Annotated in this window: 9 protein-coding genes and 1 pseudogene; 5 read left to right on the forward strand and 5 right to left on the reverse strand. The window is 58.0% G+C overall.

Annotated elements, in window-relative coordinates; genetic code table 11:
* Positions 1-73: 73 nt before the first annotated feature.
* From ACGKZZ_RS13015 to ACGKZZ_RS13025, 3 genes are all read right to left on the reverse strand, one after another.
* Complete coding sequence (locus ACGKZZ_RS13015) at positions 74-1,438, reverse strand: aspartate aminotransferase family protein (RefSeq protein ID WP_411224010.1); 1,365 nt, start codon at positions 1,436-1,438, stop codon at positions 74-76.
* Positions 1,439-1,558: 120 nt separating this feature from the next.
* Positions 1,559-3,922, reverse strand: a complete 2,364-nt coding sequence (locus ACGKZZ_RS13020; protein ID WP_411224075.1) for a transketolase-like TK C-terminal-containing protein — start codon at positions 3,920-3,922, stop codon at positions 1,559-1,561.
* A 12-nt stretch (positions 3,923-3,934) separates the two neighbouring features.
* Positions 3,935-5,140: a methionine gamma-lyase gene (locus ACGKZZ_RS13025; RefSeq protein WP_411224011.1), complete on the reverse strand. Its 1,206-nt coding sequence runs from the start codon at positions 5,138-5,140 to the stop codon at positions 3,935-3,937.
* 115 nt (positions 5,141-5,255) lie between these two features.
* On the opposite strand from ACGKZZ_RS13025, the gene ACGKZZ_RS13030 reads away from it, so the two are divergent.
* On the forward strand, positions 5,256-5,714 hold the full coding sequence (locus ACGKZZ_RS13030) for an Lrp/AsnC family transcriptional regulator (protein ID WP_411224076.1): 459 nt from the start codon (positions 5,256-5,258) through the stop codon (positions 5,712-5,714).
* A gap of 28 nt (positions 5,715-5,742) precedes the next feature.
* Here the strand turns inward: ACGKZZ_RS13030 and ACGKZZ_RS13035 are convergent, their stop codons facing one another.
* A complete protein-coding gene (locus tag ACGKZZ_RS13035) occupies positions 5,743-7,356 on the reverse strand; it encodes an MFS transporter (RefSeq protein WP_411224012.1) in 1,614 nt (537 codons plus the stop codon).
* Positions 7,357-7,669: 313 nt separating this feature from the next.
* Between ACGKZZ_RS13035 and ispD the strand changes: the two genes are divergently transcribed.
* The 4 genes from ispD (at position 7,670) to ACGKZZ_RS13055 (ending at position 14,134) form a co-directional block, all read left to right on the forward strand.
* On the forward strand, positions 7,670-8,353 hold the full coding sequence (ispD, locus tag ACGKZZ_RS13040) for a 2-C-methyl-D-erythritol 4-phosphate cytidylyltransferase (protein WP_411224013.1): 684 nt from the start codon (positions 7,670-7,672) through the stop codon (positions 8,351-8,353).
* Positions 8,354-8,688: 335 nt separating this feature from the next.
* Positions 8,689-8,913 (forward strand): zincin-like metallopeptidase domain-containing protein, encoded by a 225-nt coding sequence (locus ACGKZZ_RS13045; RefSeq protein WP_411224077.1) that lies wholly within the window; start codon positions 8,689-8,691, stop codon positions 8,911-8,913.
* A gap of 679 nt (positions 8,914-9,592) precedes the next feature.
* On the forward strand, positions 9,593-10,210 hold the full coding sequence (locus tag ACGKZZ_RS13050; protein ID WP_411224014.1) for a TetR/AcrR family transcriptional regulator: 618 nt from the start codon (positions 9,593-9,595) through the stop codon (positions 10,208-10,210).
* Positions 10,211-10,714: 504 nt separating this feature from the next.
* A complete protein-coding gene (locus ACGKZZ_RS13055; protein ID WP_411224015.1) occupies positions 10,715-14,134 on the forward strand; it encodes an endonuclease/exonuclease/phosphatase family protein in 3,420 nt (1,139 codons plus the stop codon).
* Between the two features lie 120 nt (positions 14,135-14,254).
* On the opposite strand, the pseudogene ACGKZZ_RS13060 reads toward ACGKZZ_RS13055, so the two are convergent.
* Positions 14,255-15,600, reverse strand: a pseudogene (locus tag ACGKZZ_RS13060) (ISKra4 family transposase).
* Between the last annotated feature and the right edge of the window lie 288 nt (positions 15,601-15,888).

The following is a 15,888-nucleotide window of genomic DNA, read 5'->3' on the forward strand; positions in this document are numbered from 1 at the left end:
CGAACTGCATCGCCGTGTGTGTCACCGGCGATACTAAAAGAGTATGCCCTGAAGACGGAGCAGCCGCTGATCACTATTTGATGTCATCACCGAACGCAGCAAGGCTCTTTTCGACGATGCGCAGGATGTCAGATATCTCGCTCTGGCTGATGATCAACGGCGGGCAGAACGCCATCGCGTCGAGCATGTTGCGTGACACAAGCCCGTTGCGCAGGAAAATGGAGTTCATATGCGCACCCAGCTTTCCCGGCGCAAACTCCGTGTCGCGCCCCTCGGGTGCGACAAGTTCGAGCGCCGCGATCAGCCCGACACCCCGCGCTTCGCCCACCAGCGGATGAGCGGCAAACGCCGCCAGACCGGCCTGCAATTCGCCACCGCGCTCTGCGGCATTGGCGACCAGATCCCGCTCTTGGATGATCCTGATGTTTTCCAGCGCCACAGCCGCCCCGACCGGATGCGCCCCGGCGGTATAGCCATGCCCCAGCACCCCGATCCGGTCGCTTTCGTCTGCGATCGGGTCGTAGACATCCTTGGTCATCATGAACGCGGAGAACGGGAAGTAGGATGACGTGATCTGTTTCGACATGGTCAGAATGTCGGGCTGCATGTCATAGGTTTGCGATCCAAACATCCGGCCCGTGCGCCCGAAACCGCAGATCACCTCGTCAGCGATCAGCAGAATGTCGTGCCGCTTCAACACGGCCTGAATCTTCGACCAATAGGTTGCGGGCGGCACCACGACGCCCCCTGCCCCCATGACAGGCTCGGCGATAAAGGCGGCAATCGTCTCCGCTCCCTCGGCCTCAATCATCGCCTCAAGATCGTCGGCACAGCGCGTCGCAAACGCCTCTTCGCTTTCACCATCCCGCCCCTCGCGCCAATAATGCGGGCATGTGGTGTGCAGAATACCCTCTATCGGCAGATCGAAAGACCTATGGTTGTTCGGCAACCCCGTCATGGAAGCTGATGCGATGGTCACGCCGTGATACCCGCGCATCCGCGAAATCACCTTTTTCTTCTCCGGCTTGCCCATCGCGTTCGAGCGATACCACAGCATCTTCAGGATCGTGTCATTCGCCTCTGACCCGGAGTTGGTGAAGAACACCTTGTCCATCGGCACCGGCGCGATCTCGATCAGCTTCTCGGCCAGATCAATTGCAGGCCCGTGCGAGCGGTGGGCGAAATTGTGGTAATAGGGCAGCTTGCGCATCTGGTTGTGCGCCGCGTCGATCAGGCGGGTCTCGTTGAACCCGACAGCAACGCTCCACAGCCCGGCCATGCCTTCGATGTAGCGATTGCCTTGGGTGTCGAACACATGCACCCCCTCGCCCCGCTCCATAATCAGCGGACCCTGTTCCTCGTGGGCGCGGGCGTTTGTGTAGCCATGGAAATGATAGGCGATATCGCGGGCTTCGTCAGAGTTCGGGCGCAGGTCCATGGGCACACCTTCAAGGTTGGGGATGGCAGGTGTCCAAGTGCTACCGGCTTTGCCCATCGCCTGACAAGCAGCTTTGCGGGACGTCATCGCCGCATCCGGCGCGTGGCGGCGAAATCGGTGTCAAATACGAGCGATCTTTCGACCCTGCGAGAGCTCGCTGGCGGACTGGATCAAAGCCTCAGCATCAAGGCGGAAGTGGCGATAGAGATCGGATATCGTTCCGGTCTGTCCAAAGTGCTCCACCCCATGCGACACCGTGCGGTGCCCGTGTACCGAGCCCAACCACGATAGCGTTGCGGGGTGGCCATCAATGACGGTGATGATGACGCAGTGGCCCGGAACATCCCGCAGCAGGGTTTCAATATGAGCGCGTGCGCTTGTCACGCCATTGGATCGTGCCCGCTGCGCGGCCGTCCAGCCGGCGTTCAAACGATCCGCCGAAGTCACGGCCAGCACGGCAACATCGCGACGGTCCTCCGCAATGGCGCCTGCGGCCTTTATCGCCTCCGGGGCGACAGCACCCTGATAGGCAATGATGACTTCGCAATTCGGTCCGGGTTTGCGCAGCCAATAGGCACCGTCGATCGCGCCTTGCCGAAAGTCGTCATCCACACGTTTTCCGGGCTGCTCGATAGGGTTGGTGGTCAGTCGCAAATAGACGGACCCACCGGTCTCGTCACGCAGCCATGTGCGTTCGTCGGGATCACCTTCACCGCTTTTTTGCATATAGGCGAATGCCCATTCCATGATGACGGCAAGTTCGTCGGCGAAGGCCGGCTCGAATGCAGCCAGTCCGTCCTGTGACATGCCGATCAATGGCGACGCGATGGATTGATGCGCGCCGCCTTCCGGAGCCAGAGTCACGCCCGAGGGCGTGCCGACGATCATGAAACGCGCGTCCTGATAGCAGGCATAGCTCAGCGCATCGAGACCACGCGACACGAAGGGGTCATAAACGGTGCCGATGGGGATCAGGCGTTTGCCAAACAGCGAATGGGACAGTCCCGCTGCGGCCAAAAGCAGAAACAGGTTCATTTCCGCGATGCCCAACTCGATATGCTGGCCGTCCGGTGTAAATTCCCACTTAGCCGTGGATGGAATTTTTTCGGCCTTGAACGTGTCGGCTTGATGGGCGCGGGCAAACAGCTTCCTGCGGTTGACCCACGGTCCGAGATTGGTGGTGCCGGTGACGTCGGGCGATGTCGTCACGATCCGCGCCGCCAGCGTGCTGTCGCCTTTGGACAAATCATCGAGGATCTTGCCGAATGCCATCTGTGTCGAGATTCGCATGTCCGGCGACGGCTCGATCGCGGGAACATCAATGGCGCTATCCGTGTGGCGGCGGTGACCCTCGGCAAAGAAAGGTACCTGGTCCAACATGTCCTGAAACGCGGCCGGGTCTTTTATGGTGGCGAATTTGTCCCACTCCTCACCCTCCGCGACGCCCATGTAGCCCTGCCATTCGGCCATCTGGGTCTTGTTCATCAGACCGCCGTGATTGTCCTTGTGGCCCGCAATCGGAGTTCCCCAACCCTTGACCGTGTAGGCCAGAAAGCACACCGGTCGATCGTGATCGATGGCGGCAAAGACATCGACCATGGTGGACACACAGTTTCCGCCCAAATTCTCCATCAAAGCGGCCAGTTCGTCGTCGCTGCGCTTGTCAATCAGCGCGGTCACGTCGCCCTGATCGCCCAAGGCGTCCATCAGGCGCTGCCGCCAGACCGCACCGCCCATGAATGTCAGCGCGGAATAAAGCTGGTTCGGGCAGTCATCAATCCACTGGCGCAATTTCTCTCCGCCCGGTTCCTTGAACGCAGCACGTTGGAGCACACCGTACTTGACGCGCACAACATCCCACCCGAAAGCATCGAAAATCTTTTCGATCCGTCCAAACAACCCTTCACGGACAATTCCGTCCAGAGATTGACGGTTATAATCGATGATCCACCAACAATTGCGCAGATCGTTCTTCCATCCCTCCTGCAAAGCTTCGTAGATATTGCCTTCGTCAAGCTCGGCATCGCCGACGAGTGCGATCATGCGCCCCAGCTTTTTCTCGCTCCCCCAGGCTTTTGCCTGAACATAATCCTGGATCAGGGACGCGAACGAAGTGATCGCAACGCCAAGCCCGACCGACCCGGTCGAGAAATCCACATCATCAATGTCCTTGGTTCGGCTGGGGTAGCTTTGCACACCGCCAAACCCGCGAAAGTTCTCCATCTTCTCACGGGTCTGGTTGCCCATCAGATACTGCATGGCGTGAAAGATCGGTGAGGCATGAGGTTTGACGGCGACACGATCCTCAGGCCGCAGCGTTTTGAAATAAAGCGCCGTCATGATCGACACCATCGACGCGGAAGAGGCCTGATGCCCGCCGACCTTGATGCCATCTGCCTTGGGCCGAATATGGTTCGCGTGGTGAATCATCCAATGCGACAACCATAGCAGGCGCTGTTCAACGGTCTTGAGATCGACGGACATCATTATTCTTCCTCAAGCCGCGTTGTGGAGTGCCGGTTTCGGCAATGCTTGCTCCAGATCGTAGATCACGTCATCGATTCCTTCGAGTCCGATGGACAGACGCACCAAGCCTTCGCTGATGCCGTGCAGGGCTCGCTCCTCGGCGGTGTAGGTGGAATGGGTCATGCTGGCCGGGTGCTGGATCAGTGTTTCGGCATCGCCCAATGACACCGCCCGCGCGATCAATTGCAGCCTGTTCATCATGGCGCGTCCAGCCGCCATCCCGCCCTCAAGCTCAAACGCGATCATGCCGCCAAACTGGGACATCTGCCGTTTGGCCAGATCATGCTGCTCAAAGCTGGCCAGTCCGGGATACCAGACCTTTGCCACGCCGCTTGACTGTTCCAGCATTTCGGCAACTGTCGCCGCACTGCTGCAATGGCGCTCCATCCGCAGTTCAAGCGTCTTGAGGCCGCGCAGGATGAGCATGGCGTTGAACGGAGCCATCACCGCTCCTGTCATGTCCTTCATTCCGTAAAGGCGGATTTCGGATACCAGTTCTGCCGATCCCGCCAACAATCCCGCGACGACATCGCCATGACCCCCGAGATATTTCGTTGCCGAGTGCAGAACGATATCCGCCCCATGTTTGATCGGCTGCGTCAGATACGGCGTGGCATAGGTGTTGTCGACAACCACGTAAGCCCCGTGCGCATGCGCGATCTCCGAGACGGCGCGGATGTCCACGAGCCGCATATTGGGGTTCGCAGGCGTTTCGAAATAAACGATCTTCGTTTTGGCGCTCAGTGCCGCTGTCAGATTTTCAGGCGTCGTCAAATCGACATGGGTGACGGTAATGCCAAACTTGGCAAGCCCGTGCTGCATGAAGGAAAACGTGCAGCCATAAAGTGTCTTGTCAAGGATCACCTCGTCGCCGGGTTCCAATAGCGTCCACATCGTCGCCGTGATGGCGCCCATGCCCGATGCCAGCGCCAAACCGGCCTCTGCCCCTTCAAGTATCGCGATGCGCCGCTCCAGCAGATCACATGTCGGGTTGGAGATACGCGAATAGATGTGGCCCGGACGTTCACCGGCAAACATCTCGCCGCCTGCTTCTGCGGTCTCGAACGCATAGGTCGAGGTCAGGTGCAGCGGCGGGGTCAGAGCGCCCTCGTTTTCCAGTGGGTCATAGCCGTGATGGATGGCGAGGGTGGAAAAGCTTTCAGAGCGATTGCGCATGATGTGTCTCCTTGAGGTTCAAGAAACAGAATATGATGGAACAGCCCGCAAAATAATTTAATGTATGCCTCATACCTGTGGTAAATTGGCAGTTTATGCTAAAGACATGAAAAAACTGGATAGAAAAGACCAACAGATCATCCGCGCGCTCCAGCGGAATGGGCGTATGACGAATCAAGATCTTGCGTCGGAAGTGAATTTGTCGCCGTCGCCCTGTTTGCGACGGCTTAAATTGCTTGAAGCAAACGGCGTAATCACCGGGTACAGTGCCGATATAGACGCCGAAGCCTATGGCTTGCCCGTCACCGTTTTTGTGCACGTCAAGCTGGAGAACCACACTGAGGCAACCGTGAAACAATTCGAAGCGGATATTTCGCGGCTCGATCAGGTGCTGGAGTGTTTCGTCATGACCGGTGCTTCGGATTATCTTCTGCGCGTGATCGTCGCCGATCTGACGGGATACGAAACATTTGTGCGTCGCAAGCTTCATCCCATCGGTGGCATCGCATCCATCGACAGCAGCTTTGTCTACGGTGTCGTGAAGAAAACCAACGTTTTTCCCGTGACGGAATGATGCCGGTAAAGGATCGTAGTGCCAGTGACTAATCCTTTAGCGGTGTATCATCCTTGAGCGAGACTGCCTGACGTTCGATCATGCGATGCACTTTGGGTTTCTCTTTGCCCCGGTGAAGCGCCAGTAGACGCTCGTAGGATTCCGCGTCAGCCTGCGTGCGACGCTCGTGATGGCGGACATATTCGACCCATGTGGGAACGTGATAGGTTTCGGTCCAGACATCCGGATTCTCCAGATCCCGCAACAGCGTCCATTGCTGCGCGCCGTCACGAATGCGAATGCGCCGCCGCGCGTTCATGGCGGCGAGAAATTCGGGCACGTCGCTTTGGGCGATCTCGTAATCCACCATGATCATGATCGGGCCGCTCCTCTGACGTAGATCAAGCCGCAGTGACGGTTCCTTGAAGATGTTGAGCGGGTTGAGGTTCAGATCCGTGAAATCCGGCAGCGGCACGCTCAGTCCTGCCAATGCACCGATAATCAGGAACACCGACGCGACCATCATCGCGGCGTCGGCTCCGAAGTTTTGCGCGATAGCGCCCCATGCCCAGCTGCCACCTGCCATGCCGCCGAACACGCCGGTCTGATAGAGCGCAAGCGCCCGACCCACGACCCAACGCGGCGTCGAAAGCTGGATCGTGACATTGAACAAGGACAGCGCGATGACCCAGCTTGCGCCAGCAAGCAAAAGCGCCGCGCCGCTGAAGATGTAATGATGGCTCAGGGCCAGTGTGATGCTGCTGATCGTGAAGGCGACAAAGGCCGCCTGGGTGATGCGTTCGTTCTGAAATCGTGCGCGCAGTTTCGCGTTCAGCAAGGCTCCCCCAACCGCGCCAGCGCCGAAACAGCCAAGAAGGACGCCATAGACGAAGGCCCCGCCCTGCAAAAGATCGCGCACGATCAACGGCAGAAGCGCCAGCGTTGCAACAGCCGACAAGCCAAAAAGAAAGCCGCGAAAAATCACCTTCATCAGATTGGGCGACATCGCCACATAGCGCAGCCCGGCGGAAAACGCGCTTCCCATGCGTTCGCGCGGCAGGCGGCGTTGTGGTGTGTCGGGCTTCCAGTACCAGAGGGCTGTGATGATGCCAAAATAGCTCAAGGCGTTGACGGTAAACGCCGCCGCCGCACCGGCAACAGCCACGATCGCGCCGCCCGCAGCTGGCCCGATGCTGCGCATCAGGTTAAATCCCATGGAGTTGAGCGACACGGCGGCCGACAATTCATCGCGCGAGACAATATCGCCCATGGACGCTTGCCAGGATGGGTTGTGCAATGCCGTTCCACACCCGATGAGGAAGGTGAATGCCAGCAACAGCCACGGTGTCAGCCAGCCTTCATAAGCCATAAAGGCAAGCAGGACCGATACCGCGAGCATGAAGGTTTGCGCAATCAGCATCACCTTTCGACGGTCGAAATTGTCGGCAAACACGCCCGCGAGCAACGAAAAGATCATGATGGGTAAAGTCACCGAGGATTGCACAAGCGCCACCATGCTTTGTGACTCGGTCAGTGAGGTCATCATCCAGGCCGCACCGACCGCCTGAACAAGCCCTCCGAAATTGGATGCGAGCGCGGCGATCCAGAGCATCCGGAACGTTTGATTTCGAAAGAGGAATAGTGTGGATGTGTTCTGCGGCACCAATCGCCCCCCCCTTCCACGCCAGCTTCGCCCGAACGCGGTGTCGCCATCTAAGAGGCGGAAATGCAAAGGGTCAATCTGATCCAGAGGGTGCAGAAGCGGAAACCGGATTGATTTCTGTGCCGCGCCGAATTCCGCGCACGCGCCAAGTCGCGGCTTGAACCGTGACCGCAGCGCGCTGACTGAACAGCAGCTAAGTTCGGTGGGTAAATCCGGTCGCAACCGAATATCTGCTCTCGGTGTCATTTACGATCTATGGTGCCGTTGGTCGTTATCGTGGTATCTGACAATCAACCTTGAATTGGAGCCTATCGTGACAAACGCCGCCTTGATCGTCGCCGCCGGGCGCGGACGCCGCATGGCGCAGAGCACGCCCAAGCAATACTTGATGCTGGCTGGTCAGCCGGTGGTTCGCCACACGCTCGAGGCGTTTCTTGCAGCACCGGATATCCACTTGGTCCGCGTTGTGATTCATCCCGATGACAAGGACCTTTATGACATCGCCGTGAATGGCCTGACTGATCCGCGTCTGCACGAACCTGTCTTGGGCGGTGCCACGCGATCCGCTTCGGTCGGACTGGGGTTGGCTGCGCTTGAGAATGCTAACCCCGCCACGGTGCTGATCCACGATGCCGCTCGCCCTTTTTGCTCGCCCCGTCTGATCGGCGACGTTATTGCGTCCGCCGAACAGGCGGATGGTGCGTTTGCGGCAATTCCCGTCGTAGACGCCTTGTGGAGAACAGCCGAAGGCTGTGCGGTTTCGCCCGTCAGCAGAGAGGATGTCTGGCGTGCACAGACGCCGCAGGCATTTGATTTCCGCAAGATTTTGGACGCGCATCGCAACCCGCAAGAAGACGCCGCTGACGACGTTGAAATCGCGTTGCGCGCGGGGCTGCGCGTAAAGGTCGTCCATGGCGACGAGCGTAACTTCAAGATCACGCAGCCACAGGACTTTGAACGCGCCGAACGTCTGATCGCCGCTCTCGGACGAAGATAGACCGGTTTCATTGGTTTGACGCGCGACGTGCAGTGCGCAAAGCGCCTTCCGTGTCGCCTGACCCGACAGTCCGCACGTCCCGAAGTGAAGCGTGGGTCTGCCGTTAGGCGGCAATGCGGCATGGATCTGTCATCAATGGCCGGCGAACCGTCGATGTTTCGCGCCTGTTGCGCTCTGCTTTGTGGCATTGGACTGCTTGGGACCGGATGTCCGCGTTTGAGCCCTTGACGGCGTACGTGGTTTATGTGCGCTGAGGGTATTCCTTTTCTACTTGGCGGCGAGGGAGGCGTTCTTTTTGCCCCTGCCGTAGCTACTGTCGAGGCTGAAATCCTTCGATTGGTGATGAATCCTATGCGATGGAAGAGCTCATTGCCGAGCTTGGTGCTGCATTCATCTGCGCTGATCTCGGGATCACATCCGAACCGCGTGATGATCATGCGTGCTACATCAAGAATTGGTTGCGCGTCCTGAAGAACGACAAGAAAGCGATCTTCAGTGCCGCCGCCAAGGCGTCCCAGGCATCGGCCTGGCTCCTCGCTCACGAGGACGGTGCGGCATGAGCCGCACCTATTACCTCGCGCCCTTTATCTTCATGAAAGGCGCGTTGCATTCAAGCTGCCGCGCCGTTCGTGGAGGGGCGCTTCGACCCTTCTGGGGTGTAAGACAGATACCGGGGAAAAACGTGTCAGAATCGCTGGAGATTTGCCCAGGGTTTGTGACACGGCTAAGCCGTTGATTTCAGGAGAGCGGGGCAGAGTGGTCAGAACCCACCGTTTTTTGACACGATTATTTTGCAATCACTTTATTGGCGCATTTTTTTTCGAGGTCTAGCTGTTGCGAGGGTTGGCAAACGCACAATACCATCCAAGAAACCCTCATAGCGTGTGTTTCCTGCCTATACTCGCAAAAATGCTTGGTTGCTGTCAGCGTGGGAAATACATCAAAAACTTGATCAAAATTCAAAGTAGATTCGGAAAATTGATCAGTTCTAGTGGACAGATTTATTGGTTGAAAGGAACTTGATGCACCGTGATCGAAGCCCCATGGAGACGTTCCCGCGCAACATCCTGTCGGGTTGGTTTACCTCTTACCGCGTCCGCCGTGGTTTGTGACCAACAAACGACAGCATAAGGTTGGCAAGTTGCTGACGCAGTTCCGATACAAGCCGGGCTGGCTGAAACTGCCGAGGATCTTTATCAACGCGTTGTTGGGATAAACAAAAAGGATGTTTGCGCGGCCGTGACCGAACAGAAACCGATAGGAAAGCTCGCACTGCGCACCGCCACCAAGGGTGCCAAGCGCGAAGCGAAGAAACGCGAGTTGGCGGAAAGCGCGATCGAGGCGCTGAAACGCTATGGCTATGCCAATACCACCCTGCGTGACATCGCCGCGGAATCTGATTTCTCGCTCGGAATGCTCCACTACTACTTTGAAAACAAGGAAGAGTTGCTGATCTACTGCGTGCGACTCTACAAGGAGGCCTCTACTGCAGACATCAGCGCCCGCATCGCTGGAGCGGACACGCGCGACAGCCTGTTTCGGGCCTTTGCAGAAGGACTTGCGGCGTCGATCGTCGAAGACGCGGAAACGCACAGGCTTTGGTATGACATCCGCAATCAGGCTCTGTTTGATCCGGTCTTTCAGCCTGTGGTGGCCGAGATCGAGGCTTCGCTTGTCGGGCTCTTCACGCGTATCGCAGACGATCATACCGATGGGCCAATGATACAAGTGCTCTATGGAGCCGTGGACGGCGTTTTCCGGCATCTACTCGTCCGCCAGCTTATGGATAACCCGCGAAGCACCGCAGAACTGACCGAAGATTTTTGCGTTCTGCTGACCTGTATGCTCAAAGTTTGAAAGTTCTGTTTAATATCTATGTGGGATTTCACTCTTGTCGTGTTAACCTTAAATCGGTTCCGCCTCAATCTGTGTGGCGGAGAGGCAGCATTCGGGTTCTGAGCAGCTCTGGACCGGCGCGACCCTATATTGAGAGATGGTCGCGGGAATTCGGATCAATATCTGAGCCACCGGATCCCAGGCAATCGGTGCCGCACCGAACCCCCCGCAAGAATACGACGTTCTTACTTTTTCCATATCTTGCGATTTCCTGCTTATGGAATGAGCAATAACCCGCCACATCCCGAACTGCGCGCACAATTTCCCGATGACTTCCGAAAACACCGGATAGCGTAAAAAATGTGGCATCGCGGTTTGGGCTGCCCCGATTCTTGCGCCACGTTTCCGGATCCCATCGGCCCTGACACAGTGCCGTTGCATCGCACGACGATCCGGGGTGCCGACCACCAACGCCCGAGTACAACGCGGACCAAACCGCCGTGACAACAGGAAGGATCGACTGAAATGAGCTTGATGATAACCGGAGTGATCGACGGCCCGATAACCGGCGGCGTGCCCAAGGCAATACAGCTTTACGCGCTGGCCGACATTCCCGACCTGTCGATTTACGGCGTGGGATCGGCGAACAATGGTGGCGGATCGGACGGCGAAGAATTCACCTTCCCTGCCGTACCTCTCGCGGCTGGTTCCACGATATACGTTGCCTCCGAAATCACGGAGTTCACCAATTTCTTCGGATTTGCGCCGGATTACACAAGCTCCACCGCCAGCATCAACGGCGATGACGCTATCGAGCTGTATCAGAACGACACGGTGATCGATCTGTTCGGGGACATCAATGTCGATGGCACCAATGAAGTGTGGGATTACGCCGATGGCTGGGCGTCGCGTTCGCCGGCCGAAGGGGCAAGCCCCGTCTTCGATCCGTCGGAATGGACGTTCAGCGGAGCGGACGCGCTCGATGGTGAGACCAGCAACGCTACCGCGGCAAACCCGTTTCCGTTCCCGGATGGCGGCGGCACCGGCGGAAGCGATATTGCCATCAACGAAGTCCGCATCTCGCAAACCGGCCCCGATACCGACGATTTCGTCGAGCTGTTCACAACGCCGGGCGCGTCTTTCGACGGCAAGACGCTTGTTGCGCTGTCCGGCGAATTCGAACCCGGCCAAATCGACTTTGCCATCAGCCTTGACGGCGCGTTTGCGGATGAAAACGGATTTCTGCTGATTGCCGAGAGCGCAAATCCCAATCTCGAACCGGGCGATGTCGGTGTGTTAGATCTGGATTTCTTCAGCTCTCCGCAGACGTTCCTGTTGGTCGATGGTTTTACCGGAGTGTCCGGGGCCGATCTCGACACCGACAACAACGGCAGTTTCGACGCGACACCCTGGACCGAGGTGATCGCAAGCCTGTCCTTTGTGGATGGCGACGAAGACCTGGATGTCAGTTATTCGGACACCGTGATCCCGGCTGACGGCGCCTTCACCACCGCTGGCGCCGCGCGCGAAACCGACGGGACGGGGGCCTTCGCTGCGCTCGATTTCAACGATCTGTCTGCCGACACGCCGGGCAGCACCAATGCGCCGGTCATCGCCCCGGATCGCGTGACCATCATGGAGATTCAGGGCGCGGGCCACGTCTCGGGCCTTGTCAGCGCGACGCCGCTCGATCCGACCACGGGTGGCGACGGGGACCGTGTGACCACAACCGGCATCGTGACCGCCGTGGATTCCAACGGGTTTTACATGCAGGACGCGAACGGAGACGGCGACATTGCCACATCCGACGCCATTTTCGTCTTCACCTCGAGCGCGCCGGGCGTCGAGATCGGTGACGAGGTGGACGTGACGGGCACCGTCTCCGAATTCTATCCCGGCGGCGCATCGAGCGGCAATCTGAGCACGACGCAACTGGCGGGCGCTCCAGTCGTCACGGTCCTGTCATCGGGCAACGCTTTGCCCGACACCGTCATTCTCGGGGCAGGTGGCCGTGCTTTGCCGGATCAGAATATCGACGATGATGCGTTTGCGTCCTTCGATGCCGAAACCGACGGGATCGACTTCTTCGAGAGCCTTGAAGGGATGCTCGTTACCGTGCCACAGGCGGTGGCCATCTCTGGCACCAACGGTTTCGGCGAGGTCTTCGTCGCTGTCGATGGCGGCGCCGGGGCGACCGGGCTTTCGGATCGCGGGACGCTCAATATCTCGCCCGATGATTTCAATCCTGAAAAGGTGCAAATCGACTGGGATTTCGACGTCAGCGGCGGTCAGGAGGCTGTCGATGTCAGCGTCGGCGCGGCGTTTGACGATATCGTCGGCGTCGTGTCTTACAGCTTCGGCAACTACGAAATCGTGCCGACCGAAACCGTTGTCGTGATCGAACCCTCCGCGCTCGAGGCAGAAATGAGCGATCTGGTCGGCTCCGACACCGATCTGAGCATCGCCACCTACAACGTTCTCAACCTCGACCCCAACGATGCGGATGGCGACACCGATGTGGCCGATGGGCGTTTCGATGCCATCGCCGAACAGATCATTACCAACCTCAACAGCCCCGACATCATCGCGTTGCAGGAAGTGCAGGACAACTCAGGCTCGGTCGATGATGGTGTGATTTCCGCCTCGGCCACCTATGAGGCCCTGATCGACGCCATCGACCTTGCCGATGACGGTGTGATGAACGACAGCACCGGCTATGCCTTCATCGACAACACCTTCATCGGCAACAACACCAGCGGCGGTCAGCCCGGCGGCAACATCCGTACCGGGTTCCTCTACAACGAAACCCGCGTGACGCTGATCGAAGGGTCGGTCCAGACCATCGGCAGCCAAGACCCAGGCGGGGCCTTCGAGGGCGCGCGCCTGCCTCTGGTGGCCAGTTTCGCCTTCAATGGCGAAGAGATCACCGTCGTCAACAACCACTTTTCTTCCAAGGGCGGCAGCGCCCCGATCTTCGGGGTCGAGCAGGATTTCGCGGACCGGCAGGAGGATGTCACGGTCAACGGATCGCTGGATGAACGTCAGGCACAATCGGCGGCGGTGAGCAGCTTTGTCTCAGATGCCCTGGCAGACGACGGCGATGCTAATATCGTCGCCCTCGGTGATCTCAACGAGTTCGAATTCGTCTCTCCCGTCACCGGGCTCGAAGATGCCGGGCTCACGAACCTGACCAACACGCTTGATCCCAACGAACGCTACACGTTCAACTTTCAGGGCAACAGCCAGTCGCTGGATCATATCCTGGTGTCCGACGCCCTGCTCGGTGGTGCGCAGTTCGACGTGGTCCACACCAACTCTGAATTCGCCGCCACCGATAGCAGCGCCAGCGACCACGACCCGCTTCTGGCGTTGCTGAGTTTCGATGCGCCGGAGCCTGAACCGGAGACGGTCACCGTGTCCGTCACGCTTGAGAAGTTCTTTGTCTTCGGCAGCCGCGCCACAGAAAGCATCGATGATATCGAGGTCGAGTCAGGACGCATTCCGACAATCCGAAACAGCATCGATTTCGATGCGGTCGATATTGAGGTAGATGCAAGTGCGTCGGGTTGGGAATACGTCACCGGCTACCGGGGTGAAATCGGTGTGTTCTCGCACGGCGATAATGTCTTTCGGGGGGAAGCGTCCTTGGTCAACGACGATGAAACTTTGATCTTTGACATGGACAACGGGGCCTTCGGTGATGCGGTTCTGGCGATGTTCGACTTCGCCACGGTCAAGGACACGGGCGACGTTCAGATTGCGTTCTTCAATGACGGAACGCAAATCGGGTCCGAAGTCCTGTCCGCGACGAACGGCAGCGTAACAGCGGGTCTTGAAGGCCAGAGTTTTGACAGCGTCGAAATCTCTGCGATCGGCACCACCTCGTTTTCTCTGGTCGGCTTCGCGTTCGATCGCAGCACGACCGAGGATTTCCTGATCGCCTGACCCAGATCGCCCCCGAAGCGCTTGGTTTCGGGGGCGTCGGACATCGTCGGACTGAAGCGGGTGTTGTCACGTTAACTCGCTGAGCTTGCGAGTTGGCAGGGAGTGGGCAAAACTTGGTGGTCAGGCTGCGAGTTGGGCGACGGTTTGTCTACCGTCGAGGACCGCTGCTCTGGTAATCGCGACGCGATGAGCACCTTGTGGGGACCACCTAATACGACGTTTTTTGCCCATGCGGGTGTTGCCGATGTCATCAACGCAGCCCTCTGCCCGGGATGACGAAACTGCGTGGCCATTCCGGTGTCGATTGCCATAGTCAACGAGCGCGCCGAAGTTGTTCGCAAGGTAGGAATAGAGTTCGTCGCACCGGGCTTTGACGCGCTTGGCCGCTTCTTGTAATTCTCTGGTTTCGGCGTGCAGACGATCGCAATCGATCTGAAGAACTTTGAGGATTGTCGCGGCGGTCATCACTTTGCCGCGCCACAGGTACCAGCGAAGTGTATCGGCAGGTCGCTCAAAGAGGAGCGGCAACCCTGAAGCCCCTTCAATTGCAGAAGTCCCCGCACCGCATTTTCAATGTGTTTGACCCGCATCGAGATATGCCACCAGTCCATTATGTGGGTGACGGAACCTCGAACGGCACGCCTCACCGAATTCGGCAGTGCAGGTTCGCCATCTGAGATCACGGTCACTTTGCGCTGACCGTCCCAGCCCTGCGCGATCAGGTCATGTCGGAGCTGCTTTGTAGGAGGACTGGCGGCTTGCTGCACGAGGCCAAACCGCCGGCTCATATTGGAACTTTCAATCTTGCCGGCTACAACATCAAGGTGACGTTTCTGGTATTCAGGTCGACAACGAATGTGCGCACCATCCAGGAAAACGGTCAGTGGCGTTGGCCGCGCGATTGTATCTGCGTCTGATTGGCTTGCGTCTTCGTGTTCTAGTTCGTCGGCGACGCGACACAAGCGATTTCGAACGGTCGTGTTCGACTGAGCCGAACAGGGCAGGAACATTTCGATCAATCGAACGGCTTCCCGAAACGAGTGCCTCGCTCCCAATTCAGCCTGCAGGCGCCGAAGTTCGGCAGTCACACGGTCAGAGAAAAGCCCGGCAGGTGGTGATTGCGGTCCAGATTTTTCGATCCCTACCGGTTGGCAACGACAGCGTCGAAGCCTTGGCCACTTCACCTGAATTCGCCCGAAAAGAGTGTCGAGAATACGGCCTCGATCATCATGGATTGCGCGTTGTTTGTCACAGCCGTCGCATTTCCGGCGAGCCTCTATTGCTTCACCGCCCTGATCTTGCACAATCGCTTCCTGCAAGCGCCTCAACAATGTCTTTGCGTCGTCAAGCAGAAGCCCCAAGTCCTCAGAACAAAACTCGTCCGGCGCACGGCGAAGTCGACCGATGTTGAGCCTCTTGGTGTCTCCATCTTCAAACGTCGTCTCGACAAAAATGCTTACATCCATGGTGGGTCCCGCCTTGTTCCAAAACCTCATCCTACCAGGTCGACCACCATGTTTTTCCCACTCCCAAAATATGAGAACTAGGAAGTCCAAGCAACGCTAGTCTGGACCCGCGAGATGTTCGTGCGACGACGCATTCATCTAAACCATTCCGTACGCCCGCACTTGGCGGAATATTTGACGATCGGCGTTTGAATCGCATTTTTATGGGAATACAACACAGCGGCGAATTGGGCGATGCACAATGACTTTTGCTTGTAAAACGAAGCGAGTGTTCCGAGACGGCGCGTT

Origin of the sequence: Marivita sp. S2033 (assembly GCF_046592965.1) — a bacterium.
Taxonomy (GTDB): domain Bacteria; phylum Pseudomonadota; class Alphaproteobacteria; order Rhodobacterales; family Rhodobacteraceae; genus Marivita.